The sequence below is a fragment of the Roseibium sediminis genome, from assembly GCF_008711325.1.
Taxonomy (GTDB): domain Bacteria; phylum Pseudomonadota; class Alphaproteobacteria; order Rhizobiales; family Stappiaceae; genus Roseibium; species Roseibium sediminis.
In genome coordinates, this window is sequence record NZ_VXDB01000016.1 from 13,157 (window position 1) to 37,872 (window position 24,716).

19 protein-coding genes and 1 riboswitch are annotated in these 24,716 nt (G+C 57.3%); of the genes, 9 read left to right on the forward strand and 10 right to left on the reverse strand.

Annotated features, from left to right (window positions below; translation table 11 throughout):
• Positions 1-246 precede the first annotated feature (246 nt).
• Complete coding sequence (locus F0155_RS15950; RefSeq protein ID WP_150525540.1) at positions 247-2,076, forward strand: GGDEF domain-containing protein; 1,830 nt, start codon at positions 247-249, stop codon at positions 2,074-2,076.
• Here the strand turns inward: F0155_RS15950 and murI are convergent.
• The 5 genes from murI to fabF form a co-directional block, all read right to left on the reverse strand.
• Complete coding sequence (murI, locus tag F0155_RS15955) at positions 2,053-2,862, reverse strand: glutamate racemase (RefSeq protein WP_150525541.1); 810 nt, start codon at positions 2,860-2,862, stop codon at positions 2,053-2,055. The two genes, F0155_RS15950 and murI, sit on opposite strands and share 24 nt — an antisense overlap.
• A 3-nt stretch (positions 2,863-2,865) precedes the next feature.
• Positions 2,866-3,678, reverse strand: a complete 813-nt coding sequence (locus tag F0155_RS15960) for an RNA methyltransferase (protein WP_150525542.1) — start codon at positions 3,676-3,678, stop codon at positions 2,866-2,868.
• Positions 3,679-3,741: 63 nt separating this feature from the next.
• Entirely contained in the window at positions 3,742-4,284 is a 543-nt protein-coding gene (locus F0155_RS15965; RefSeq protein ID WP_150525543.1) for a GNAT family N-acetyltransferase, read from the reverse strand.
• The gene (locus F0155_RS15970; RefSeq protein ID WP_150525544.1) at positions 4,281-4,835 is read right to left on the reverse strand and encodes a helix-turn-helix domain-containing protein; all 555 of its coding nucleotides are present in this window, start codon (positions 4,833-4,835) and stop codon (positions 4,281-4,283) included. Before F0155_RS15970 ends, F0155_RS15965 begins: the two co-directional genes overlap by 4 nt.
• 108 nt (positions 4,836-4,943) lie before the next feature.
• On the reverse strand, positions 4,944-6,212 hold the full coding sequence (gene fabF / locus F0155_RS15975) for a beta-ketoacyl-ACP synthase II (RefSeq protein WP_150525545.1): 1,269 nt from the start codon (positions 6,210-6,212) through the stop codon (positions 4,944-4,946).
• Between the two features lie 452 nt (positions 6,213-6,664).
• Between fabF and F0155_RS15980 the strand changes: the two genes are divergently transcribed.
• On the forward strand, positions 6,665-7,231 hold the full coding sequence (locus tag F0155_RS15980) for an HdeD family acid-resistance protein (protein ID WP_150525546.1): 567 nt from the start codon (positions 6,665-6,667) through the stop codon (positions 7,229-7,231).
• A gap of 94 nt (positions 7,232-7,325) precedes the next feature.
• Here the strand turns inward: F0155_RS15980 and F0155_RS15985 are convergent, their stop codons facing one another.
• Complete coding sequence (locus F0155_RS15985; protein WP_150525547.1) at positions 7,326-8,057, reverse strand: DUF6630 family protein; 732 nt, start codon at positions 8,055-8,057, stop codon at positions 7,326-7,328.
• A gap of 388 nt (positions 8,058-8,445) precedes the next feature.
• Here F0155_RS15985 and F0155_RS15990 point away from each other — a divergent pair, with 388 nt between their 5' ends.
• From F0155_RS15990 to F0155_RS16010, 5 genes are all read left to right on the forward strand, one after another.
• On the forward strand, positions 8,446-9,579 hold the full coding sequence (locus tag F0155_RS15990; protein WP_150525548.1) for a TauD/TfdA family dioxygenase: 1,134 nt from the start codon (positions 8,446-8,448) through the stop codon (positions 9,577-9,579).
• A gap of 317 nt (positions 9,580-9,896) precedes the next feature.
• The gene (locus F0155_RS15995; RefSeq protein WP_150525549.1) at positions 9,897-12,437 is read left to right on the forward strand and encodes an Ig-like domain-containing protein; all 2,541 of its coding nucleotides are present in this window, start codon (positions 9,897-9,899) and stop codon (positions 12,435-12,437) included.
• Positions 12,438-12,993: 556 nt separating this feature from the next.
• Complete coding sequence (locus F0155_RS16000; RefSeq protein WP_150525550.1) at positions 12,994-15,225, forward strand: NADP-dependent isocitrate dehydrogenase; 2,232 nt, start codon at positions 12,994-12,996, stop codon at positions 15,223-15,225.
• Between the two features lie 209 nt (positions 15,226-15,434).
• Positions 15,435-16,439 (forward strand): Tle-like phospholipase domain-containing protein, encoded by a 1,005-nt coding sequence (locus F0155_RS16005; RefSeq protein ID WP_150525551.1) that lies wholly within the window; start codon positions 15,435-15,437, stop codon positions 16,437-16,439.
• Positions 16,440-16,707: 268 nt separating this feature from the next.
• Positions 16,708-17,478: an N-acetyltransferase gene (locus F0155_RS16010; protein ID WP_150525552.1), complete on the forward strand. Its 771-nt coding sequence runs from the start codon at positions 16,708-16,710 to the stop codon at positions 17,476-17,478.
• Positions 17,479-17,574: 96 nt separating this feature from the next.
• Here the strand turns inward: F0155_RS16010 and F0155_RS16015 are convergent, their stop codons facing one another.
• A complete protein-coding gene (locus F0155_RS16015) occupies positions 17,575-18,183 on the reverse strand; it encodes an OsmC family protein (RefSeq protein ID WP_161599821.1) in 609 nt (202 codons plus the stop codon).
• Between the two features lies 1 nt (position 18,184).
• Positions 18,185-18,922 carry a methanethiol S-methyltransferase gene (gene mddA / locus F0155_RS16020; protein ID WP_150525554.1) on the reverse strand — a complete coding sequence of 246 codons (738 nt, stop codon included), beginning with the start codon at positions 18,920-18,922 and terminating at the stop codon, positions 18,185-18,187.
• Positions 18,923-19,086: 164 nt separating this feature from the next.
• Here mddA and F0155_RS16025 point away from each other — a divergent pair, with 164 nt between their 5' ends.
• Entirely contained in the window at positions 19,087-19,779 is a 693-nt protein-coding gene (locus F0155_RS16025; RefSeq protein WP_161599822.1) for a winged helix-turn-helix transcriptional regulator, read from the forward strand.
• Positions 19,780-20,073: 294 nt separating this feature from the next.
• Here the strand turns inward: F0155_RS16025 and F0155_RS16030 are convergent, their stop codons facing one another.
• The gene (locus F0155_RS16030) at positions 20,074-20,757 is read right to left on the reverse strand and encodes an energy-coupling factor ABC transporter permease (RefSeq protein ID WP_150525556.1); all 684 of its coding nucleotides are present in this window, start codon (positions 20,755-20,757) and stop codon (positions 20,074-20,076) included.
• Positions 20,758-20,814: 57 nt separating this feature from the next.
• Positions 20,815-21,023, reverse strand: a riboswitch (cobalamin riboswitch).
• 184 nt (positions 21,024-21,207) lie between these two features.
• On the opposite strand from F0155_RS16030, the gene gltS reads away from it, so the two are divergent.
• Entirely contained in the window at positions 21,208-22,410 is a 1,203-nt protein-coding gene (gltS, locus tag F0155_RS16035; RefSeq protein WP_150525557.1) for a sodium/glutamate symporter, read from the forward strand.
• Positions 22,411-22,478: 68 nt separating this feature from the next.
• Here gltS and katG read toward each other — a convergent pair whose 3' ends face one another.
• Positions 22,479-24,713: a catalase/peroxidase HPI gene (gene katG, locus F0155_RS16040; RefSeq protein WP_150525558.1), complete on the reverse strand. Its 2,235-nt coding sequence runs from the start codon at positions 24,711-24,713 to the stop codon at positions 22,479-22,481.
• Between the last annotated feature and the right edge of the window lie 3 nt (positions 24,714-24,716).

Below are 24,716 nucleotides of genomic sequence, written 5' to 3' on the forward strand. Positions count from 1 at the left end.
CGGCGCCGGCTGGAATAGCTCACGGGTGCGTGGACCGTCTGGAGGATTCCCCAAACAGCTCGGCGGGTGGTATCGAAAGCGGGGAATAAAGTCAACCACAGCGGCGGAATTATCAGCTTTTCCGCTGATTGCGCCACAAACAATCTGTCTCCTCACCGGCTGGCAGGCATTTCCAAATTGTTAAGAATCGATAATTTATACATTGCAACTATTACCAATATAAAGCCGATATTAAAACCGGAAGTTATGGAACGCTCGACGGATTTACCGGACCGGAATGAGCCTCCCTCAAACGGGGAAGTTACATTCTTTTTGCGCCGCCCCGGCAGCACCACGGATATTGTCGAGAGTGTTTTATCCGGGCAGTCCATCGTCTTCCATCCCCTCGCCGACACAAGTTCCGGTGTTGTCTACGGGTATCGCGCCGACCTGGCGGGCTCCGACGGCCAGACTGGATCGCTGATCACGAAACTCTGGAACCAGGCAGCCGGGTCTAACGCGCTGCCGGAATTCGAGCTGGATTTCATTCGTCTTGCTATCGAGAGCTTCCAAACCTTGGGGGCAGCGCGAGGAACAAAACTCTTCGTGCCGTTTGACGGACGCGCCCTTGGGCTTGATCATGATCCGCGCAGCACGCTGCCCCAGGCTATCAGTCAGGCTGGGCTGGCTCCGGCCAATATCGTGCTGGACCTTGCGAGTGACCGAATGGGCCCGCGATGCGAGGTCATGGAGCACAGTCTTGCCCTGCTCCGCCAAAGCGGCTTGCCGATTTCACTGGCGCAGTTTGGCAGCGGCAACTCCGACCTGCAGCAGTTGCATGATCTGTCGCCGGATTTCGTGACAATCGATCGCTATATTCTTGACGGTATCGAGACCAGCCCGCGCAAGCGGCTGTTGCTGACTTCCGTGACAAGTCTGGCAAGGGTGCTCGGCGCGCGCATTGTCGCCGAGGACATTCAAACGGAGCGGGAATACAAGATTTGCCGTGATGCGGGCTGCGACCTGGTGCAAGGGACGTTTATCGCCGATCCGGTTCACTCCCGCCCGCAGTCCCGTCTCTTTTACGAGCATCTAAGAACAGGGACGTTTCAGGAAAGACGCAGGCGCGAGGAACAGAACATTCACCGTGAACTGGTTCAGGCGCACACGATCCGCTTTGACGCCTCGATCCGGGACCTGCTGAACCTTGTCGTCGCCTGTGAGGACCAGAGCGTCATTCCGGTAGTCGATGACAATCAGGAACCGCGCGGTCTGATCCACGAGCGCGATTTGAAGGCCTATCTCTATGGCACTGACATCCACGAGCGAGACCGGGATCAGGCTCTGGAAATGCCGCTGCAGAACTTCATCCGTTCCTGCCCTATCGCTGACATTGATTCCGACGCAAACACGCTGCTCCTGACCTTTGCCGCCTCGCTGGAATCCGATGGCATCGTCATCACGGAGAACTTCCGCTATGCGGGCTTTCTGTCGGCAACGTCTCTGTTGAAGATCATTCACGAAAAGCGCCTGCTTGAGGCGCAGGACCAGAACCCGCTGACCCGCCTTCCCGGGAATGCCGCCGTTGCCCGGTTCCTGATCGAGGCTGCCGACAAGACCGATACGCTTCGGCACCTGTGTTATCTCGACTTCGACAATTTCAAGCCCTTCAACGACAGATACGGCTTCCGTCAGGGCGACCGCGCCATCCTGATGTTCGGCGAATTGCTGCAAAGAACGGTCAATATCAGCAACTGCTTCCACGGCCACATTGGCGGCGACGATTTCTTCGTCGGACTTGTCGGACAAAGCCGCGAGACCGTTCTGGAGCACATGGAAAAGCTGAAGACCGCATTTCGGCGGGACATTGAAAGCTTCTATTCCCCGGAAGACCGGGCACGCGGGCACATTGTCTCGCGGGACCGCTTCGGGGTGGAGCGAGAGTTCCCGCTGCTGGACTGCTCTGTGTCCGTGCTCAGCATTCCGCCCGGCCTATCCCTGCATCCTGATCAGTTGAACCGGGAAATCGCCTGCCTGAAAGGCGACGCGAAACAGGCCATTTCGGGGCTTGTGTCAAAAACGCTGCTGGCCGCCTGACAATTCCAGCCCGAACCCTGCAAGCAAACGTCGAAGCGCGGCCGTGTCCTGTCCGGATGTGAAAACCGCCCGGTCGTGAAAGTCCGCAGGTCTGACGGACAGGTCGTCCCCAAGCACCCGTACCACCTGCCGCGCAATGGCCTCGGCAGGATCGAGCCAGTCCACCGGCCACGGCGCGATACGGCGAAACCGGTTGGCAAGGAACGGATAGTGGGTGCAGGCCAGAACCACGATATCAGTCCGAAGGCCGTCTTTTTCCAGGAAACACGCGCTGATCTCGGCGCGAAGGGAATCGTCGCTCACAGGCTCGCCCCGCAGCTCCTGTTCCGCATGGGACGCCAGATGATCCGAGCCGACAAGGCGGACGTGGCACTTGCTGGCAAAGCTGTCGATCAGCTTTTTGGTATAGGCCCGCCGGACCGTGCCAGGCGTCGCAAGAACCGAGACAAGACCCGAAGCCGTGCGCTCGGCCGCAGGCTTGATTGCGGGAACCGTACCAACAATGGGGTGATCAGGATGAGCCGCCCGCAGCGCCTCCCCTGCAAGCGTGAAGGCCGTGTTGCAGGCAATGACACTGGCTTTGGGCTGATAGCGGCGGATGAGCGTGTCTAACAAATTGAGGAGCCGTTCCTTGAGCGGCTCCTCCTCCCACGCCCCGATCGGGAACGCGGCATCATCCGCGACATAAAGAATGGGTTCATAGGGAAGCAGCAGACGCAGCTCCCGCAAAACCGTCAGACCACCAACTCCAGAATCAAACATCAGGATTGGCCGCCCATCTGTCATGATTTATGCCTCGTCGCCGTTGTCACTCTCGTCCTTGCGCAGCCGTGTCTGGCGCCGCTCAAGGGCCGCCACCACACCGCGCAAAGCGCGAACTTCCTGATCAGTCAGTTCCGCCTTCTGGAAGATATTGCGCAAAGTTCTGACCATATGAGGGCGGCGTTCGGGCGGACGGAAAAAAGTTACCGTATCCAGCGCGCCTTCCAGATGTTCAAAGAAGCGGACAACATCTTCCTTGGATGCGGGCGGATGCACCTCTTCGCTGAGACGGAAGGGCAAAGCCCCGCCGGTCGCGGTCTTGCGCCATTCATAGGCACAGACAAGAACAGCCTGCGCAATGTTCAGGGAGGCAAAATCCGGGTCAACCGGCAACGTCACGATCTCGTCAGCAAGCGCCACTTCCTCGTTGTTGAGGCCCCAGCGCTCGCGGCCGAAGATATACCCGGTACGATGTCCCAAAAGACCGTTTTCAACGACTTTGGCGGCCGCTTCGTCCGGACCGCGCACGGGCTTCGGCACTTCACGGGAGCGGGCTGTCGTCGCAAAGACAAAGGTCAGGTCGGCAATTGCCGCCTCAAGACTGTCGAACACCTGAACCTTGTCGATCACATGATCGGCCCGGCTTGCTGCCGCACGGGCCTTTTCGCTCGGCCAGCCATCTCTGGGATTGACAATACGCAGGTCCACCCAGCCGAAATTGGCCATGGCGCGGGCGGCGGTTCCAATATTCTCGCCCAATTGCGGTTCGCACAGGATCACCGCCGGCGGAATGATGTCCGGCAAGCGGGCAGCGTCGTCGATTTTTGCGTTCTTGCTCATGGAGCGGGATTTAGCCGAAGGAGCCGCTCGAGGGAAGACCCGGCAAACCGGAAACCGCTGCTTTCAAACGGCTGATGAAAGGCGCTTGTAGAAAACCGTCGTCGGATTGGGCACACCTTCCGGCGACAGGGCATAATCCGGAATGACCCCGACCCTTTCATACCCGACCTGCGGATAGAGCCCTTCCGCCGTATCGCCGGTCACCGTGTCGAGGACAAGAAGCGTCTTCCCATGTGAGCGTGCAAGGCTGTCCACGGTCACCAGCAACCTTCTGGCGATGCCGCGCCTGCGTGCATCGGGATGAACCAGAAGCTTCGCCACCTCGGCCCGGTGCTGCCCATTGTCCTGCGGTGCATGGCACACCATCACTGTGCCGACAATCTCCCCATCAAGTCTGGCGACAAGCAGATGGGCCGTCCCCGCCTTCAACGCTTCGTGCTGTCCGGCCCAGAAAGCTGTCAGCCGGTCCAGGGCCACGGGCAGAACAAAACCGACACCGGCTCCCCCTTCCACACAGGCTTTCAGGATTTCGGCAAGGCGCGGTACGAGCGCAAGGAACCCGCTTGCCGCAACTTTTTCGATGGTCACGTTGGTGCGCTTTGTCATGGCTGGATCACACACAGATAATAGCGCGCAGGATGATCGCCCAGCGCCTTGTAACTGTTGCCGGAATAGAGACTAAACCGCAGGCAGTCACCTTCAGAAAGAATATGGATTTCATCACCAATGGTGACCTCGAGCTGGCCAGATACCAGCACCAGATGATGCTCCAGTCCGGCAATCGGCGTGTCTGGATAGGCGACTGTCTGTCCTGCCGGAATTTCCCCTTCGATCAGGCTGCCGCGATACCCCGCAGCAGCCGGGGAAAGGGATCGGCGCAAAAAGCCTGTTTCCGGATCGCGCCAGACCGGCTGAAGAGGAGCCGATAGAAGCGCGTTTCCTTCCGGCTCAGCCCCGCCGAAGAAGGCGGCCATGGGAATGGAGAAGGCCTTGGCGAGTTGACCGAGGCTTGCAGCTGTGGCGCTGGTCTCCCCCCGCTCGATCCGCGACAGCGTGGCGCGACTGAGACCACTGCTGGCGGCAACTGCATCCAGCGTCAGCCCACGCTCTTGCCGCAGATCTGCGATGCGCCGCCCCAGCTTGCCATCAACATCCATATCAGAACTCCCAAATTCGAGATAATTTCTCATATACGGGAAATTCTGGACACGCAAGCCGTTAGCTCTCAGTGCCGTCAATCAGGGACCAATCGAAAAACCGAAGGATCAGATAACGCGCGAGAAAACCGCGCTGGCATTCACCCCGCCAAAGCCGAAGCCGTTGGTCAGGATATGATCGACCTGCCGTTTCACACCTTTGTGCGGGATCAGATCGAACTGGGAAACAACGTCATCCGGTGTCTCCAGATTACGGGACGGAGGCAAAATACCGGACTGAAGCGCGCAAATGCAGGCGATGGATTCGACAGCCCCGGCCCCACCCAGCAAATGCCCGAACATGGACTTGCTGGAGGACACGCCAAGGCTCTTGCCGCGACCGGCAAATAGCGTGGCAAGCGCCGCGATTTCGGCAGTGTCGCCAATGGGGGTCGATGTGGAATGGGCATTCACATACCCGATATCGTCAGGTGTAAGGCCCGCACGCTGGATGGCCAGCTTCATGGCCCGCAGACCACCTTCCCCGTCCTGCGGAGCTGCAGTGACATGATGCGCATCCGCCGTGGTGCCATATCCGCTGAGCACAGCCAGTATTTTCGCGCCACGTGCCAAGGCGTGGGATTCGCGCTCGAGAACCAGCACACCTGCGCCCTCACCCATCACAAAGCCATCCCGGTCCTTGTCGAAGGGGCGGCAGGCATGTGAGGGATCGTCATTGCGCTTTGAAGACATGGCGCGGATGGCACAGAACGCTGCATAGGCGATCCGGTCGATGCTGGCTTCCGTGCCTCCGGCAACCATGACATCCGCTTCACCGGAACGAATGTATCTCGCCGCATCACCAATGGCCTGAAGGCTTGCAGCGCAGGCGGTGACCGGCGCGCCGATTGGTCCCTTCAGTCCGTGACGGATCGATACCTGTCCGCTCGCAAGGTTCGACAGGAAGGAGGAAACCAGAAAGGGGGACGCCCGACGCGGCCCCTTCTCGTCAATAAGCCGCGTACCTGCCGTCAACGTCGGAAAACCGCCGGCTCCAGAGGCTATGACTGTGCCCGAACGCGTCTTTTCCTCTTCCGTTTGCGGGCTCCAGCCCGCTTGGTCCAACGCTTCGTTGGCGGCTGCTATGGCGAAATGAATAAAGCGGTCGAACCGCTTTTGTTCCTTTGGCTCGATATAACGGTCAATATCGAAACCGTTCGGGTCTTGCTCTATGGATGGCACAAAGCCCGCGATCTTGCAGGCCAGGCCATCTGTATCAAACTCCGTGATCGCGCGAATGCCGTTTTCACCGGCGGCAACTTTCTTCCAGAACGCCTCGACACCAACGCCGAGCGGCGACACGACGCCTACACCGGTCACCACTACCCGATCACTCATTCCCAATTCCCTTTTCGGAAAAAACTGCGTGCGGCATGCTTGTCACAACTCCCTGAAGGTCGTGACGGCAGTGCCTGAAATTCTCGGAAATCCCAACCGGTTCCATGTTGCGGCAGCGGGCCATCGCAAGGCATGCCTGAACGACACGGGATGCCTTGAGAGCGCTATCTGATCATGCCTGAGAACTTTGCCGGTGTAGGTCATGACAAGAACCAGTAACGAAAACTGACCAGAATTCAAACCAAATGAACGATACGGCATGTTTTCCAACGCCCTGCCGCACCCAAACCATGTCCTTGGCCCAGCTTTTCAAGCAAGGCAGGGTTGCCGAGACAGAGGATGACAAGTCTGACAATTTGCATTCAAATGCCATTAACTCCGCCGCCTGGCACTCGAAGCCACCCTGCAAAAGGAGCGGAGGTCATTTTGGATTTGAGCAATTGGAGGCATCAATGTCCGACGCAATTGAGACTTTTGAAAATTTCCGGGAAAAGGTTCAGGACAACTGGGTCTGGTTCCTTGTCCTTGGCATCGCACTGGTGATCGGCGGTATCGTGCTGATTGCAGCACCACTCGCCACATCCATTGCCGTCACCCTGCTTATCGCAGCGGTGTTCTTTGTTGGCGGCCTGTTCCAGATCTACCACGCCTTCAAGACCAAGGGCTGGTCCGGGTTTCTCTGGAACCTGATTACCGGTCTGATCGCCCTCATTGGCGGTATCGTGATCTATGTGAACCCGTTGGCAGGCACCTTTGCCCTGACGCTGGTCATCGCTGCCACTTTCGTGGCACAGGGCGTCACCCAGCTGCTGCTCGCTTTCAAGATCCGCCCGCATGAAGGCTGGTTCTGGGTGGCCATTGCCGGAGCCGTCTCGCTCGGAGCAGGTCTCATGATCTGGATGGACCTGCCCGGCTCCGCAGTGTGGGTACTCGGCCTGATCGCCGGTATCTCCGTCCTCATGAACGGCTGGAGCTATATCGCTCTGGCCCTTGCCGCAAAGGCCAGCAAATCGGCGTGAACCAGCACTGAGAATTGACTACGTTTCGACCCCGGATATTGCCGGGGTCGTTCACACGCCGCATCTGAAGCCCATCTCCGGCCTACTCTGGCTCTCACGGGATACCGGGAAGGCCCGCATACCATGGCACCGCTGGTTGAGCCAGGATGGACAGGCTTTGCTCAAAGACCTTGGTCAAGCTGACTTTATCAGTAAATGCATCAGGCACAGGTTGGATTTTTCCGATCCGCAAGCCGCTTGTACCATCCTCCTCAATCTTTACGCTCTGCCAGATATTCGCCGTCGAGTTGCGAACCACAAAGAAATAGTAGGCATCCCAATTGGCATCGAGATCCATGAGGGCGAGGCCATTCGCCTCGAAGATCGGGGTGTAATGGGCAACAATAATCGGCATGGCCGAGTAGCTTGGCGCATAGGCAGTCTCATGTTCCTGCAGGAGCTTCAGGTCAGGACGCTGAGTAACACCATAGGCGTCCAGCATTGCATTCAACGCGGGAACAACGGTCTCACTGTCCTCCTTCCAGTCGAAATAGGCATGCTTCGGGTCTTTGAAGGCAAAGGCTTCGATCAGATACCACGCCAGGGAGACGCTCCGGTCGCCATGGAGAAGATCGAACTCCTGCCCCGCAGCTGCAAAGAGCGCAGCTTCTGTCTTACTCGATACGCCTTGTTCCATAAGCTTGGCGGTCCGGACCGCTGCCGGATCATTACCGGTCATCATACGAACAAGCCGAACCCGTTCGCTGTCAAAAACACCCTGACGAGCTGCCCAGACACCGCTAACTGCGGTCAATCCAGCCAAAACCAATAAAAGAACGATCCGCACCCATCACTCCCTACGTCACTTCACGCTGTCTAGCGGGTCTTGGGCCCTAATCGCAAACTCCAAATCTGGGCCTCTCTTGCACTTTCTCTCTGCGCATTGGCGTCTCGGTCTTCCCCATCACAAAAAACTTGCACGCTCGCTCATTTCACCTAACGTCAAAACAGACACTCCACCAGCGGACAAGGTCCGCCAATCGGGCCCTTAGCGCGCATGATTGCTGTCGTTGGACGAAATCAGGGACTGCCTTTCGCCAAGGCCCAATGGTGGTGGCCGCCTCCCCGTATTGCCTGATGTTTGAACCTCAGGCTGTGTGGACGAATTTCCCGGCGAAATACACCGCCAATTCGCCCACACAGTCTAGACATCAAAGCAATACGGATCATGTTTCATGACGACGCTTACCTTGCGCGCCGACAGGCGTGCCCTCACCCTTGTTTTTGATACCGGAGACGCTGCTACCTATCCGGCGCTCTTTCTTCGTGACAATTGTCCCTCCGGCTTTCACCCCCAAACTCTGGAACGGGAATTCGACCTCACGTCGATCTCCCCGGATATCGAAATAGCCAGTGCGGAGATTTCCGGCACAGACCTTGTGGTCACCTGGCAATCGGAGGCGCTGGAGAGCCGGTTTACCTTCCCCTGGCTGTTGACGCATCGCCCCGGTCAGCCGACGAAAGATCCGGCAGATGTTGAACTACGGCTTTGGCGCGGTGAGACGAAGAAAGGCGATTTGCCAACCGCCACCGCTGCCGAACTTTTGGGCAATGACGAAGCCCTATTGAGTTTCCTCATAGAGACGAAGCGGACAGGCCTTTCCCTCGTCACCGACCTTGCCGATGATCCTGAGGCAGGCATGATGTTGGCCCGGCGGATCGGTTTCCTGCGCGAGACCAATTTCGGCGTCACCTTTGACGTGATGTCGAAGCCCGACCCCAACAACCTCGCCTATACCTCTCACGCCCTCCCGCTGCACACAGACCTTTCCAATCAGGAGTTGGTACCCGGTTTCCAGTTCCTGCATTGCATGGCCAATGAGGCGACCGGGGGTGGCTCAACTTTCGCAGACGGCTTTGCAATCGCGGAAGATCTGCGGGCAGAAGACCCGCAAGCTTTCGAGCTTCTGGCTACAACCCCGATCCCCTTCCGCTTTCAGGATGGCGACTATGACATTCGAAAGCACCATACCGTGATCGACCGGAACGCAGACGGTTCGCTGGTTGAGCTGCGCTTCAATGGGCATATCGCCGCTGTCTTCGACATGCCTTCGGACAAGATGGAGGCCTACTACAAGGCTTACCGGACCCTGATGCAGAAGAGCCGCGACCCGGCCTATGTCATGACCACGCGGCTGGAGGCGGGTGAAATGATCATCTTCGACAATCGGCGCGCCCTGCATGGCCGCGCCGCCTTCGACCCCTCCACCGGCTTCCGACACCTGCGCGGATGTTATGTCGATCGTGGCGAATTCGACAGCCGCATTCGCGTTCTGTCCCGAAGGCAAATGGCCGTTCAGGCTGCCTGACACTCAACATGCCAGCAGTCCCGGCCCATGACCGGGACTGTTCCAGACAGCCAACGTCGCCAGTCGGTTCCAAGGAAAACGCCCCTTCCCAAGACACGCACTTTCTTCCCCAGAGGAAGAAAAGAAACCGCGTACCCTTATCTATCAATGCGACGTGACATTCTTGATTGCATCATCAATTGAACCCGAGAGAGGGACTTCTGGTCTTAATCACACAAATCAACAGCTCAATTCACCTGCAAAAAACATGCTTAACAGATGATTAACTTCCCCTAAGGCAACCTGAGATTGTCATGATGTTTTAGCAGGTGAAAAGCATGCCACTCAGGCGGGTCAAGTCAGTTGGCGTTGGGGTTGCGGCAGTTGGCTGCGCGCTGTTTTCACCGATCGGTCCAGCCGTCGGTTTCGATGGGATCATTAGTGAAAATCACCCAATGGGGACCTGCAATATCAACTATGATCTGGACACCACAATTGGCACCGCACGGATCAGGTTGACCTCCATCGGAGACCATGTCGCAGGCGGATCCTTGTTCTCCGGAAATACACGGATTGTCTTTACCGCCATTTCGCTCAGCGATCTGGCCTCGTGCGGCATGACCAATGTCTCCGGCTTCACCTCGAATGGAGCGGATGGCACGGTCGCAACCGACAACTATATGGGCTTTAGCTTTGTTGGCACGTATGGCGGGGTAGAAAGGTCCTATGAATACGCATTCTCCGGCCAGACTGCGACAACGTCCATCTTTACGGCTGCTGCAGTGGATTCAGACCCTCCGACGGTAACCCTGAGCGGAGCGCCAACGGCGGTCAACTCGACCAGTCCTTTTCCGGTAACTGCAACATTCAACGAAACCGTGACCGGCCTGACCGCCGGCGAAATATCCGCCACGAACGCGACCGTCGGCCTCTCGGGGTCCGGTACGACCTACACCTTGACCGTAACACCCACGGGCGCAGGCAACATCACGCTGTCCATCCCGGCCGGCTCGGCTCAGGATGGCGCAAGCAACGACAACCTCGTGTCGAACGTGGTCAATGTGACCTATGACGCAACCGCCCCAACAGTAGCCATATCCGGCGTTCCTGCAGTGACAAACGGCGCCTCGGCATTCACGGCAACGTTCACCTTCTCGGAAGCCGTTAGCGGGTTCGATCTTTCCGACATCAGTGCGGCGCTCTCCAACGCGACGGCATCCAATTTCGCCGGAGGACCAACGGTCTATACGGCGACGATAACTCCCAACGGCGCCGGTGATGTGGTTGTCGGTGTCAATTCGGCTGCGGCACAGGATTCGGCAAGCAACGCGAACCTTGCAGCGACCGGGCAAACAACGACACTGGATGCAACCGCCCCTACCATAACGTCCATCACCCCTTCAACGACCAGGATCAGCGATGGTGACAGCTCCTTTGCGCTGACCATTGTCTTCTCGGAAGCCATGGACACCGGGGTGTTACCCACTGTTGCCTTGTCTTCGGCAAATGGCGATCCGGCGATCACCCTTTCGGCAACCTCGAACGGCTTTGTCGACGGGCAGACCTTTGTGCAGAACTATTCGGTTGCCGACGCCAATCAGAAACTGGGATCGGTCGACGTGGCGATAACCGGTGGGCGGGACCAGACCGGAAATACGACAACCAGCCGGTTTGAGGCAGGCGTGTTTTCCATCGCCATGGATCTGGACATCGTTTCGCGGCAGTTGCAGCAATCCGGCGCCAGACTTCTTGCGCAATCTGCCCACCGCGGCAGCCGCCATGTGCGAAACATCGTGCAGAACCGGTTCAGGAGCCGGATGACCGGCGCGCATGGACTCTATTCAACCGGCAGTATCGCACAGGGCAATGGCGGCCAGTTCTTCATGGGAGCCGACGGGAGCTCGCTCAGTTTTGGAGCCAGTTTCTTCGATCAACGTCTCGCCATCCCGCTGCTTGCTTTCGACAAGGCCCTGGGCACCAAAGCCACGGACAATGTCGACCTTGTGCTGCTGCAAAGGCTGGGACTGTCGGTCTATGCAACGGGCGGCTATGAAACAGGCGAAGACCTCAACTCCTATTACATTTCAACCGGTGTCGACAGGCATTTTGGAACCAACACCATGTTCGGCGTTGTCGGCACCTATGAACGGCATGTGTTTGATGAAACCGCCCTGAACGATCTTGGCAAGGTGACTGCGGAGAAAGACGGCGTCAGCCTGACGGCCTATGGATCCCATATCCTGGACGAATTGCTCTCGTTCCAGGGCGCGCTCTCCTATGGCAGGTTCGAGACCAACATTGCCCTCAATGAACATCTGGGCAAATTCGATTCCAGCCGCTGGAGCGGCTTCATTCAGGCAACGCTTCACCAGCAATTCGGCAATGCAGTTTCCTTTTCCTCGCTTGGCACCCAGGCCCTTTATGAAACAAGCGATGCCTATGACACCGAGCCCGGCGCAGAAGTTGAAAAGGACCGGCTGAACGAGTGGGATTTTTACTTCGACCAGCAAATCAGCTTGAAGGGGCTGAACTTCAAGGACTTTCGCTTCGAGCCATATGTTGGCGGCACATTCAGTTTCACCCAGCGCAGACTGCGCTCCCAGGACAAGGACGAGAATTTCGCCGATGTGGACCTGAAACTTGGACTTGTAGGAGAAACGCTCTTGGCCAGCGAATGGCTGATCGGCTACCAGTTTGAAGCGGCCTACAACGACCTCGGCGACACTCAAAGCCTTGCCTTCACAGCCGGAATATTCGGTGGCCTGCCCGCCCGCATTGGCAACCAGACACTGAAGTACAACCTCAATGCCTTCAACACCCTAAGCACTGAAAAGGTCAACAGCCTCGGCGCAAAATTCACGCTGAAAGCCAATTTTTGATAACTTTGGCGCAGCAAGTTCGACAGCTGCCTCACAGTCCTCCAACGGGACCAATCTGCAGCTCAAGCAGCGCGCAAAGGCCCACAGAGCAAGAGCCAAACCTCGCTCTATTCGACATGCCCGACTTGATCATGGCAGCCCTTCCGCTCCCTATCCGCAGACCGTGCAAGCTGAAGCATTACGGTGTTGATCACCGGATCAAGTCCGGTGATGACGTACGAGAGTGCGGCTCCAGAGCGGGTCATCCCATGGCATGACCATGGGATCCATTCCGTTCCCTCTCCACGCATATCATTCGTTGCAGCATTGCAGGATTTAATCTCCTTGATCAGGTGGATAGCAGGCTCTCTCGGGCCTGGTGATGGCCACACTGAGAAATAGTCCCATCCCCAATTCCCCTGATTGTCATTTCTCACCGGTTTGATAGAACATCGCCGCCAGACAAAGGTTGACTGGTAAAAGATTGCGTACAGTCGTATACAGCTTCGCGATTATGTCGGAAGGGTACCCGAGACGCCCGTTTCGACGCCGACTCTGAACAGGGAATTGATTAGACATGGCCGACACCGCACGTCCCGACATCATCTACACCAAGGTGGATGAAGCGCCGCAACTGGCAAGCGCTTCGCTGCTGCCGATCATCCGCGCCTTTACCAAGGCAGCCGGGATTACCGTTGGCACCAAGGACATTTCGCTGGCTGGCCGTATCATCTCCCAGTTCCCGGAAGTTCTGACCGACGCCCAGAAGCAGGCAGACGACCTTGCCGAGCTGGGCGAACTGGTGAAGGAGGCCGATGCCAATGTCATCAAGCTGCCGAACATTTCCGCTTCCCAGCCGCAGCTGAACGCTGCAATCAAGGAACTGCAGGCTCAGGGTTACAAGCTGCCGGACTACCCGGCCAACGCAACCACGGACGAGGAAAAGTCCGTCAAGGCGCGCTACGACGCGATCAAGGGCTCGGCCGTGAACCCGGTCCTGCGCGAAGGCAACTCCGACCGCCGCGCGCCGAAGGCCGTGAAGGAATACGCCAAGAAGAACCCGCATTCGATGGGGGAATGGCTTTCCACCTCCAAGACCCATGTTGCCACCATGGGCGAGAACGATTTCCGTGCCAACGAAAAGTCCGTCACCGTTTCAGCCGCATCTGCCGGCAAGGCAAAGATCGAATTTGTTGCCAAGGATGGCGCTGCATCCGTCCTGAAAGGCGACTGGGCGCTGGACGAAGGTGACGTGATCGACGGCACCTACATGAGCGTGAAGGCCCTGTCCGCTTTCCTTGAAAAGGAAATCGCCAGCGCCAAGGAAGAAGGCATCCTCTTCTCCCTGCACATGAAGGCAACGATGATGAAGGTCTCCGACCCGATCATCTTCGGCCATTGCGTGAAAGCCTTCCTGAAGGACGTCTTTGCCAAGCATGAAGCCACTTTTGCAGAGCTCGGCGTCAACCCGGATCTCGGCATTGGCGATCTGGAAGCCAAGGTCGCAACGCTGCCTGCCGACAAGGCCGCGGAAATCACCGCCGACATCAAGGCTGCGCTTAACAACGGCCCGGCCATGTATATGGTGAACTCCGACAAGGGCATCACCAACCTGCATGTCTCCTCCGACGTCATCATCGACGCCTCCATGCCTGCCCTCATCCGCGCAGGCGGCAAAGGCTGGGGCCCGGACGGCAAGGAAGGCGACACCAAGTGCGTGATCCCGGACTCATCCTATGCGGGCGTCTATTCCGCAGTCATCGACCACTGCAAGGCCAACGGCGCGCTTGATCCGTCCAAGATGGGCACCGTGCCGAACGTTGGCCTGATGGCGCAAAAGGCCGAGGAATACGGCTCGCACCCGCAGACCTTCAAAGCCCCGGCCGACGGCACCATCCGCGTTGTGGATGCAGCTGGCAACACGCTGATTTCCCACGACGTTGAAGAAGGCGACATCTGGCGCGCCTGCCGCACCAAGGACGCACCGATCCGCGACTGGGTGAAGCTCGGCGTGACCCGGGCCCGCCTCTCCGGCATGCCGGGCGTCTTCTGGCTGGACAAGTCCCGCGCTCATGATGCGGAGCTGATCAAGAAGGTTCAGGCCTATCTGCCGGAGCATGACACGTCCGGTCTGGACCTGCAGATCATGGCCCCGACGGAAGCGGCCAAGCACACCACGGCGCGGATCGCACAGGGTCTCGACACGATCTCCATCACCGGCAACGTATTGCGCGACTACCTGACCGATCTTTACCCGATCCTGGAAGTCGGCACCTCGGCCAAGATGCTGTCCATCGTGCCGCTGATGAATGGCGGCGGACTGTTTGAAACCGGTGCCGGTGGCTCCGCCCCGAAACACGTTCAGCAGCTGATGGAAGAAAACTACCTGCGCTGGGATTCGCTGGGCGAGTTCTGCGCGCTTGGCGCGTCGCTTGAGCATCTGGCGAACGTAAAAGGCAACGCCAAGGCGTCTGTTCTGGCCGAAACGCTGGACAACGCGATTGAAAAGCTGCTCGACAACGACAAGTCCCCGAGCCGCCGCGTCGGTGGTCTCGACAACCGTGGCAGCCACTTCTACATCGCTCTCTACTGGGCCCAGAACCTTGCCGCACAGGACAAGGACGCGGACCTCAAGGCGCATTTTGCACCGATCGCCGAGAGCCTCACTGCCAACGAAGACAAGATCGTAGGCGAATTGAACGGCGTTCAGGGCAATGCAGCGGACCTCGGCGGCTACTACCGTTCCGACGACACCAAGACCGACGCCGTGATGCGCCCGAGCGCAACGCTGAACGCTGTCATCGGCTGATCCAGAACACCGATCAAAGACTACAAGGGGCGGCCAACTGGCCGCCCTTTTTCATGCCGACCATCAGGGCATGACCGGAAAAACATGGTTACCGAAACGTTAACTTTTTTCTTGCACCCATAAATCCTCCATGCAAGTCTTCCACTTTACGTAAAGGGAATCTTTATTTCGAGATTGATGTTTCATCGAATTAATGGGGGAGCAAAAGCATGAGGATTACAGCGAACCAGCCAGCTGGAAAGGCCGGAACAACGGACAAGGCCGCCCGGTTTCAGGCAGCACTGACCAATGCCCGCACGGGCACAAAACCGAGCACCAACACGGCCTCCACTGCGCGCAGTTCTGCCAGTCAGAACCCGCTCGGATATATTGGCAATGCCCTGAAAACGCGGATCACCAACAGTTTTGGCCCACAGGTTCCTGCCAGCGATATCCCGCAAGACGCTGCCCGGCATGGTGCGGAAAGGCTCAGGCTGTCCGCGGGTGCCTATGGCGTGAACTCCTTCGTGCCCAAGGATTGGCAGAAGCTCGACGTGTCGCAAGTCGGCGGTGTTCCGCTCAATGACTTCAAGACCGGCTTCAATTCCTCAATCTATCGCAACAAGTCCACCGGCGAGACCGTCGTTGCCTATCGCGGCACGGATGCAGGCATCAACCTCGCCGATGTCGTGACCGACGCGAAGCTCTTCAGCCAGTCCCGCGTTCCGGATCAGGTGCGTCAGGCCATGGATCTGGCAAAGGCTGCCAAGCAGGAATACGGCTCGAACCTGAGCTTCACCGGTCACAGTCTCGGCGGCGCGTTGTCGACTGCTGCAGGCCTATCTACCGGGCTTCCGGCAACCAGTTTTGATCCTCCCGGCCTCTCTCCGGCGATCCGGCAGGAGATCCTTGCCCGCAATCCCGATGCCAACGGCAGCACCATCACCAATTTCGCCGCTCAGGGAAATTTCGTCACCGACCTCGACCGCCAGAATACACAGCAAACTCCAACCGGAGACCTGATCGGCAAAACCTATTTCGTCTCGACAGACGGCGTCGGCGCGTTGGCCGGAACCCTCCCCTTCCTGCAGGCAGACCCCTTCACAAGCCATATCCCGACTTATGCGCTGGAAGAGCTTGAACGGATCGGCTACGGCAAGGAGGACACGACAAACGACTTTGTCGATTTCCTCAAGTTCGCAGTGCCATACGTGAAAAACTCGATTTTCGGGTGAGCCGATCTTCACCCCTCAGAGCACGTCTCGTATCCAGTGAAACACGTGATGTGCTCTGAATAGTTGACGTGGCGCGGTTTATGACGGCAAACCGGCATTCACTTCGCCGGGAAATGCTCCAGACAGGCGCAAAGCGGCCCCCTCGCCTTGCGCCTCCGCCCCCCGCATTGGCAGTAACGAGTGATCCCGATTGCGTGAGCCGCGATGCAATATGGCCAACTCGGCATTATCTAGATCCGTCTGAAGACGTTACGAAAAGGGGCAAACCATGCAATTCGGGATTCTGGGACACGAAGCTCCAGAGCTTCATTTGAAGGACTGGGTGACAGCCTCCGGTGTAGTGGCCCCGTTCACGCTTGCCAATCGCGATGGCAAGGTCCGTGTGCTGTTTTTCTTTCAAGCCTGGTGCCCCAGCTGTCACAGCCACGGGTTTCCGGTGCTCAAGCACCTGATGGACCACTACAAGGGCAACAGCGAAGTTGTCTTTGCCGCCGTGCAGACCGTGTTCGAAGGATTTGGTGCCAACGGTCCCGAGCGTCGGCTGGATATGCTGGAAGATTATGGCATTGACCTGCCGATTGCGCAGGACGAAGGGCAGAGACCGGACACGATCAAGGCCTATCGAACCGGTGGAACGCCATGGTTCGTCGTGATCTCGCCGGACGGGCGCGTCGCCCATAACGACTATCGGCTGGGTCTGCGCTCGGGCATTGCCCTGATAGATGGCCTCGTTACCGGCAGCGCCACTATCCCATCCCCGCAAGATGACAGGGTCCTGCATGACGAAGCACGGCAGACCTATCTGGTGGAATTTGCAGAAGGCGGCACGGGACGGCTCGAGTATCACCGCAACGGGCACATCCTCAGCCTTATGCATTCGGAAGTCCCGGCCAACATGCGTGGCAAGGGACTGGGCGGCCGCCTTATGGAACGGGTGCTGGAAGAGATCGAGGCAAGCGGCAGAAAGGTTCGCCCTGTCTGCTCCTACACAGCAGCCTATCTCAATCGCTACAAGCGGTGGGCACACCTGCGAGCCTGACAGACTTCAGGAATGACAAACGATATATAGCGGACAAACCTGCAGTTTACCAAAGGACTCCAAAAGCCGGCTTTAGGAAAGTTGCTCATTTCGGCTTTAACCGACCGCTGGCTTAACGAAGTCACCAAGGCATCGTTCGATTGTCACCGTAGGCGGGGCGCGAAGAGTTTGCAGAATAACGCAGCTCCGTTCTGCGGCATCGATCAGCCCGTTCAGATGCGGCTCCGACAGATCACACTCCGTTTTCAGATCGACCTTCATGTGCGCGTTTTGAAACCCAACAGGCACACCTTCACCTGTCATCAGCGCCCCACGGACGTCCGCACCAAGACTAACCTGCACTTCAAGGTGGCTCAGCTTTATCTCCTTGAGGTTCGCAATTATGCGGATGGCCGTATCAAGACAGCTTGCCAACGCCGCAGCCAGGAGTTCACCGGGACACGGAAAATCGCTTTCGCCTCCAACGGCCTCGTGAACAGAAACGGGAATATCCACCGGTATGGCTTCGCCGCAAACGACATGCCCATGGATTGGGTGATCAGCGGGAATCTGAGTATCAACTGTTCTTGCATGATCACACACCCACGCAGCATCCGGCATGTCATGGTAGTGCTTGCGCAATGGCAATTGCCGGTCAAAAATATTGGTCGGCCGCCCTTCTGCGAATGAATGGATGTGGCTCAGGTATTTGGGATCCAGTGCCATTTTACCGCCCCCAGCCAAGTCCGGGAACAAACGCAGGGACCTCACGCTGATATGCGCGATAGTCATCACCAATCTCGGCTATCAGGTCCTTTTCTTCGAGATGCCGCACAGCTATGAAGATGTAACCTGTGGTCACCAACGCGAACAAAAGATGCCCGACTGACATGGTAGGCGCTGCCCAAAAGGCGATCAGAAACCCTGTCATAATGGGATGTCGTACGAATCTATACAGACCAACCCTGACGAAACCCGGTTGCGTCGCGTCGCGCTCTTTCAGGTTCGCGTAAATTTGCTTTAGGCCAAACAGATCAAAATGGTCGATCGTGAAGGTTGATACCAAAACAACCAGCCAGCCGATCCCAAAAAGCACGGTCAACACCATTCCAAAAATTGTATTACTGACATCCCAAATCGGGGTCGCAAGCGGTTGCCAGAACGCAAAGATTAGGATCAACGCAACGCATGTCGTCAGAATGTATGTGCTGCGTTCAGCAGCCTTGGGAATTATTTTTGTCCAGATGCGTTTGAAAGCGGGACGTGCCATGATGCTATGTTGAAGCGCAAAGACAGAAAGCAGCGTCAGATTAATCACAATTGAAATCGCGAACGGCCCTTGGGCGCCGGCATCAATGGATTTTGGCACCAGAATGTTGCCAACAAATCCGATGGAATACAGGAACGTCGCCAGAAAAATGGCGTAGGCAGCGATGCCATAAATGAATGTAATTGAGCGCCCCATTGCGAGCTCCTTTCATTGCAAAATCACTTGAAAAACCCAAGCTTCGCATAATGATAAGAGGATGGAGCGGTGGGAGATACTTCACATTTTATACTAAACCACTACAAAATCCGTAGTAGTCATGCAGCCCTTCGAAACAGTATGCTTATGAAATGAACAATAAAATGACGAACGTATCAGGCAGCCTCTGCCCAGCAATGGCATCCGCAGACCTACTGGGGGACAAGTGGACCTTGTTATTGCTGCGCGAAATGTTCTTAGGAACGACACGGTTCGGCCGGTTTCAAAAGGCCATTCCAAGAATATCGCCTTCGATCTTGAGCAAACGGCTCAAGACATTGGAAGCGGCTGAGATCATAATTCGTAAGGCGGCGCCGGCCGGACAGGCGACCGAATATAAGCTGACGCGCTCTGGCCGAGAACTTGGGCCTATCATCGAGAATATGGCCGTCTGGGGCATGCGGTGGCGCAAACGCAGCATCGCGGCACAGGATTGTGATGTTGGCGGATTTATGTGGGATTTTCACCGCACACTTAATACAGAAAGCTTACCGGACGGAGAAACCGTAATCCTTGTGCAAATATCCGACCGCGCTGATCTCAATTCATGGTGGGTGATTGCAAATGGCGATGTAGTCGACCTATGCGCCGAGGACCCTGGTCATGAGGTTGATGTCTACCTCACGGCAACGCTCGCAAATTTGATTACGCTTTGGTTGGGGGATGTGGGTGTGAAGCTGGCGGTTGACGACAAAACCATCTATTTGGACGGGTCAAGGCATCTGATAAATACAGCGCAGGACTGGATGGCGCAGTCTCCACTTGTTAGGGTCAGACCAGCTTCTCCGGCTCAATGATAATTCTCATCCAGCACAAATTCCTGACCGCTTGTCGAAAGCCGACATTCGCTGCGGAACGTAAAATCAGCAATTAGAGTATTTCCAGCTTTTTCATCGGTCAGAACGGCATTGATCAGAAAAGATTTGCCAGTCAATGACATAGCTTGGCAAGAGGCAGTAAAATTAAGAAGCTGAAAAGAATTTCACAACACAGCTGGTTCGATGGGGCACCACATCATCATAAGGCACTTCATAAAGAAACAAAAAAAGGCGGCCAATCGGCCGCCCTTTTCATTTCGAATGATGAATTGCTCAGGCTGCAGCGTGGTGCAGGCGGTTGGTGAAGAGCGGGCTGTCAGCCAGCGGAGCAAGCGTCTTGGCACCGGCAAGCACAGCAAGATCCAGAAGCGGTTCACCCAGAACAACCAGCATGTAGGCTGCGCCGAAGGAGCCGACGGAAACCATGTTCTCCGCACCAAAGCCCTGACCGTAGAAGGCCCAGAAGGCGACCCAGGCCACGATACCGCCCTGATAGGTGGTCGAAAGCGCCAGCGCCTGTGCGTAGGACACGTCCTTGTAAGCCGTCTTGGTCGGGATGATCTTGTTTGCCAGAAGGCTGACGGCATAGAGCGGAACGATCAGCGTGGTCAGGTTGATACCGAATTGCGGCAGATCGAACGGAGCCACAAGCAGCCCCTGCATCAAAAGGCCAAGGGCCAGCCCGACAGCCGCCGGTCCGGCGCCAAGAACAAGAAACAGCGTCGAGCCAAGGATGAAGTGAACTTCGGAAACCCCGACCGGATAATGCGGCAGCAGCTCAAAAAACGAGAAGACAGCGGCAGTCGCAATCACGCTGCGGGCAGCAAGACCGACTACCCCACCATCCTTGCGAAAGGTGTCGAGGCACATCTTTCCGATGAGACCGGCAGCGGCAATTCCTGTGCCGTAGGAAAGCGCCATCTTTGCGCCGTCAACAATGCCCGGTTCAATATGCATTTCATTACTCCTTTGCGCACCCACCGTGCGCGAGGTCGTTTCAGATTGCCATCTGCAAGAGAGGCGTCGTTTACGGCAGGTCTCCTGGCTCGCGGGTCCTGGCTCCGCCCGCCTTCCCGGCTTGTCCAGCCAGTGGCATTTCGGGCGTCACTCTCCGCTTACAGTTGCGGGGGCAGCCACGGTCTTGGTCCCTTTTGGGTACGCCTCACCGTGTTCCCATTTAATCCACCCTTGCTTTTGCTTGGCGGAACCGTGTCATCATCCTTGCCGGGTTTGATGATTTTTTTCAAGCCCGACGCACCCGCTCCTTTGGAGAAAATGCGACTTCCGCTTTCAGAGGCAGGCACATAAAGGACCCGAATTTCCATAGTAATGTTGCATGAAAAGAACTGATCAGTAACTGATACCGTACCGGTTTTGAAATTGTTCCTTTTGTCAGAGAGGCTTCCAATGGGTTTTGAAATTGATGCTTTTGGTGCGCTGACACTTGGCATAGTCGTTTATCTTGTCGGCACGCGCCTGAACGAAAAAATTGCGGTCCTTCGAAATTATTCCATACCCGAACCTGTATCCGGCGGTCTTCTGACTGCACTTTTCTTTCTCGGTGTCGTGCTCGTGACCGGGCGTAGTGTCTCCTTCGACCTTGCCGCGCGCGACATGTTGCTGGTCTACTTCTTCACCTCCGTTGGGCTTAACGCCCGCATAGCAGACCTCGTCAAGGGGGGCCCCTTGCTTGCGATCCTGCTAGTCCTCACCATTGTTTGCATGTTCCTGCAGAACGCCGTCGGCGCCTTAAATGCGTTCTTGTGGGACATCCCGCTTGAGGCGGGTGCGATGCTCGGAACAGCGTCACTGATAGGGGGACATGGAACAGCGATTGCCTGGGGCCCTGTTCTGCAAAATGAATATGGGGTCGCTGGCGCCGCAGAACTGGGCATAGCCACGGCTACAATGGGCTTGATTGTAGCGAGTTTGCTGGGCGGTCCGATTGCCCGTTTTCTGGTTGAGCGCAAGGATCTCCTTAAACAGAATAAGCTTGAGGACGACTCCCCCGTCGATCATGATGCGGTCACGGCAAAGGACCCGATATCCAACAATGGTATCTTGCGGTCTGTGTTGTGGATTCACATAGCCATCGCCATAGGGTATTCGATCCACAGCGCCCTCAGCAGCGCCGGTATCATGTTGCCGCTGTTTGTCCCCTGCCTGCTGACAGGCATCGTCCTGTCCAACACCGTGCCGCATTTCTTCACCGCGATCGAATGGCCGGCCCGCTCGGCTTCAATGGCGCTCATTCAGGAATTCAGTCTGAGCGTGTTCCTCGCCATGTCCCTGATGAGCATGGAACTCTGGACACTGGCTTCCAGCGCAGGCGTGCTAACCACAACCATCGTGATGCAGGCCGCCGTCGCCGCCGTGTTCATCATCTTCGTCGTGTTCCCGATCATGGGCCGGAATTATTTTGCGGCAGTTCTATCGGCCGGTTTTGCAGGCTTTTCCCTTGGCGCGACGCCGACGGCTATTGCCAACATGACCGCTGTCACCCAGCGCTACGGCCCCTCGCCGCTTGCCTTCATCATCCTGCCATTGATTTCGGCGTTCTTCGTGGACCTCGCCAACGCCTTCATCATCCAGTGGTTCGTCAGCCTCTGAGTTTCTTGAAAAGAAAAACGCCCCGGTTTTGGCCGGGGCGCTGATGTTCAAATCAAGCTTCCGTCTGATCAGGCTTGCAGATCAAACCGGTCTGCGTTCATGACCTTGGTCCATGCAGCAACGAAGTCGGATACAAACTTGCCGCCTGCATCGTCACTTGCATAAACTTCAGACAGGGCACGCAGTTCGGAGTTCGAACCGAATACGAGGTCTACGCGTGTTCCTGTCCACTTGACCTTGCCCGAAGCCCGATCACGGCCTTCGAACACATCTTCGCCTTCAGACACGGACTTCCATTCGGTCGCCATATCCAGAATGTTGACGAAGAAGTCGTTTGTCAGCTGGCCCGGACGGTTCGTCAGAACGCCGAGCTTGGACCCATCCCAGTTGGTGTCAAGGGCACGCATGCCGCCGATCAGCACGGTCATTTCCGGTGCAGTCAGCGTCAACAAATGTGCCTTGTCGACCAGCAGTTCTTCAGCTCGCAGGGTGTATTTGGTCTTCTGGTAGTTCCGGAAACCATCTGCCTGCGGCTCAAGCACGCCAACCGATTCCACATCCGTCTGCTCGGCAGTTGCATCGCCGCGGCCCGGTGTGAACGGCACGGTTACGTCGTGACCTGCATCTTTTGCAGCCTTTTCGATCCCGGCATTGCCCGCCAGAACGATCAGGTCGGCAATGGACACCTGCTTGCCACCGGACTGGGCGCCGTTGAAGTCGGCACGAATGCCTTCCAGCACACCCAGAACCTTGGAGAGCTGGGCCGGGTTGTTGACCTGCCAGTCCTTTTGCGGAGCAAGGCGGACACGTGCGCCATTTGCACCACCACGCATGTCGGACCCACGGAAGGTCGATGCAGACGCCCAAGCAGTCGAGACGAGCTCGGAAACGGACAGACCGGACGCCACTATCTTTGCCTTCAGAGCCGCCACATCCTGATCATTGACCAGTTCGTGGGTGACTGCCGGGACCGGATCCTGCCAGAGCAGCTCTTCGCTCGGAGCGAGAGAACCGAGATAGCGGGAACGCGGACCCATGTCGCGATGCGTGAGCTTGAACCATGCCCGTGCAAACGCATCCTGGAACTGGTCCGGATTTGCATGGAAGCGGCGGGAAATCTCGCCATAGATCGGGTCCATGCGCATGGCCATGTCGGCCGTAGTCATCATGGTCTTGACCTTCTTGGACGGATCGTGCGCCGCCGGCGCCATGTCCTCATCCTTGACGCCAACCGGTTCCCAGATCCATGCGCCGGACGGGCTCTTGGTCAGGTTCCAGTCGTAGCCGAACAGAAGGTCGAAATAGCCATTGTCCCACTGGGTCGGGTTCGCGGTCCACGCACCTTCAATGCCACTGGTGGTCGTGTCATCGCCCTTGCCGGTGCCATGGCCGTTGATCCAGCCAAAGCCCATCGCTTCCAGCGGAGCTGCTTCCGGCTCCGGACCAACAAGTGCCGGGTCGCCAGCACCATGCGCCTTGCCGAAGGTGTGACCGCCAGCAACCAGAGCGACGGTTTCTTCGTCATTCATGGCCATACGGGCAAAAGTTTCGCGAATGTCGCGGCCGGAAGCGAGAATATCGGGCTGACCGTCCGGACCTTCCGGGTTCACATAGATGAGACCCATCTGCACGGCTGCCAGCGGATTTTCCAGCTTGGAAGCGCCGGAATCACCAGTCTTCAGGTCGCGCTCACCCTGATAGCGGCTATTCGGATTGTTGCTCTCCTGCAGCCACTCTGTCTCGGAGCCCCAATAGACGTCTTCTTCCGGCTCCCAGATATCTGCACGACCACCGGCAAAGCCGAAGGTCTTGCCGCCCATCGATTCAATCGCGGCGTTGCCGGCGAGGATCATCAGGTCGGCCCAGGACAGCTTGCTGCCATACTTCTTCTTGATCGGCCAAAGCAGACGGCGCGCCTTGTCGAGGTTGCCGTTGTCCGGCCAGCTGTTGAGCGGTGCAAAGCGCTGAGTGCCCGTTCCGCCGCCGCCACGACCGTCTGCGGTACGATAGGTACCGGCGCTGTGCCAGGCCATGCGGATGAAAAGACCGCCGTAGTGGCCATAGTCGGCCGGCCACCAATCCTGGGAATCGGTCATCAGCGCATAGAGGTCCTTCTGCACGGCCTCCAGATCGAGTTTCTTGAACTCTTCGCGGTAGTTGAAGCCGGTGCCCATCGGGTCCGAAAGGGAGGAGTTCTGACGCAGGATGCGCAGATTGAGCTGGGTCGGCCACCAGTCCCTGTTCGTCACTTTCAGTTTGGCCCCAAACGGGCAAACACCTTTTTCACTGCTCGGCGCGTCCATCAC

What these genes read in the sequence shown, in the direction of transcription:
- F0155_RS16025 (WP_161599822.1), top strand. Translation starts at nt 19,087, where the DNA reads ATGACGAACGTATCAGGCAGCCTCTGCCCAGCAATGGCATCCGCAGAC.
- F0155_RS16005 (WP_150525551.1), top strand. Translation starts at nt 15,435, where the DNA reads ATGAGGATTACAGCGAACCAGCCAGCTGGAAAGGCCGGAACAACGGAC.
- F0155_RS15980 (WP_150525546.1), top strand. Translation starts at nt 6,665, where the DNA reads ATGTCCGACGCAATTGAGACTTTTGAAAATTTCCGGGAAAAGGTTCAG.
- F0155_RS15995 (WP_150525549.1), top strand. Translation starts at nt 9,897, where the DNA reads ATGCCACTCAGGCGGGTCAAGTCAGTTGGCGTTGGGGTTGCGGCAGTT.
- F0155_RS15965 (WP_150525543.1), bottom strand. Translation starts at nt 4,284, where the DNA reads ATGACAAAGCGCACCAACGTGACCATCGAAAAAGTTGCGGCAAGCGGG.
- F0155_RS15970 (WP_150525544.1), bottom strand. Translation starts at nt 4,835, where the DNA reads ATGGATGTTGATGGCAAGCTGGGGCGGCGCATCGCAGATCTGCGGCAA.
- F0155_RS16030 (WP_150525556.1), bottom strand. Translation starts at nt 20,757, where the DNA reads ATGCATATTGAACCGGGCATTGTTGACGGCGCAAAGATGGCGCTTTCC.
- F0155_RS16010 (WP_150525552.1), top strand. Translation starts at nt 16,708, where the DNA reads ATGCAATTCGGGATTCTGGGACACGAAGCTCCAGAGCTTCATTTGAAG.
- gltS (WP_150525557.1), top strand. Translation starts at nt 21,208, where the DNA reads ATGGGTTTTGAAATTGATGCTTTTGGTGCGCTGACACTTGGCATAGTC.
- murI (WP_150525541.1), bottom strand. Translation starts at nt 2,862, where the DNA reads ATGACAGATGGGCGGCCAATCCTGATGTTTGATTCTGGAGTTGGTGGT.
- mddA (WP_150525554.1), bottom strand. Translation starts at nt 18,922, where the DNA reads ATGGGGCGCTCAATTACATTCATTTATGGCATCGCTGCCTACGCCATT.
- F0155_RS15960 (WP_150525542.1), bottom strand. Translation starts at nt 3,678, where the DNA reads ATGAGCAAGAACGCAAAAATCGACGACGCTGCCCGCTTGCCGGACATC.
- F0155_RS16000 (WP_150525550.1), top strand. Translation starts at nt 12,994, where the DNA reads ATGGCCGACACCGCACGTCCCGACATCATCTACACCAAGGTGGATGAA.
- F0155_RS15990 (WP_150525548.1), top strand. Translation starts at nt 8,446, where the DNA reads ATGACGACGCTTACCTTGCGCGCCGACAGGCGTGCCCTCACCCTTGTT.
- F0155_RS15950 (WP_150525540.1), top strand. Translation starts at nt 247, where the DNA reads ATGGAACGCTCGACGGATTTACCGGACCGGAATGAGCCTCCCTCAAAC.
- katG (WP_150525558.1), bottom strand. Translation starts at nt 24,713, where the DNA reads ATGGACGCGCCGAGCAGTGAAAAAGGTGTTTGCCCGTTTGGGGCCAAA.
- F0155_RS16015 (WP_161599821.1), bottom strand. Translation starts at nt 18,183, where the DNA reads ATGGCACTGGATCCCAAATACCTGAGCCACATCCATTCATTCGCAGAA.
- fabF (WP_150525545.1), bottom strand. Translation starts at nt 6,212, where the DNA reads ATGAGTGATCGGGTAGTGGTGACCGGTGTAGGCGTCGTGTCGCCGCTC.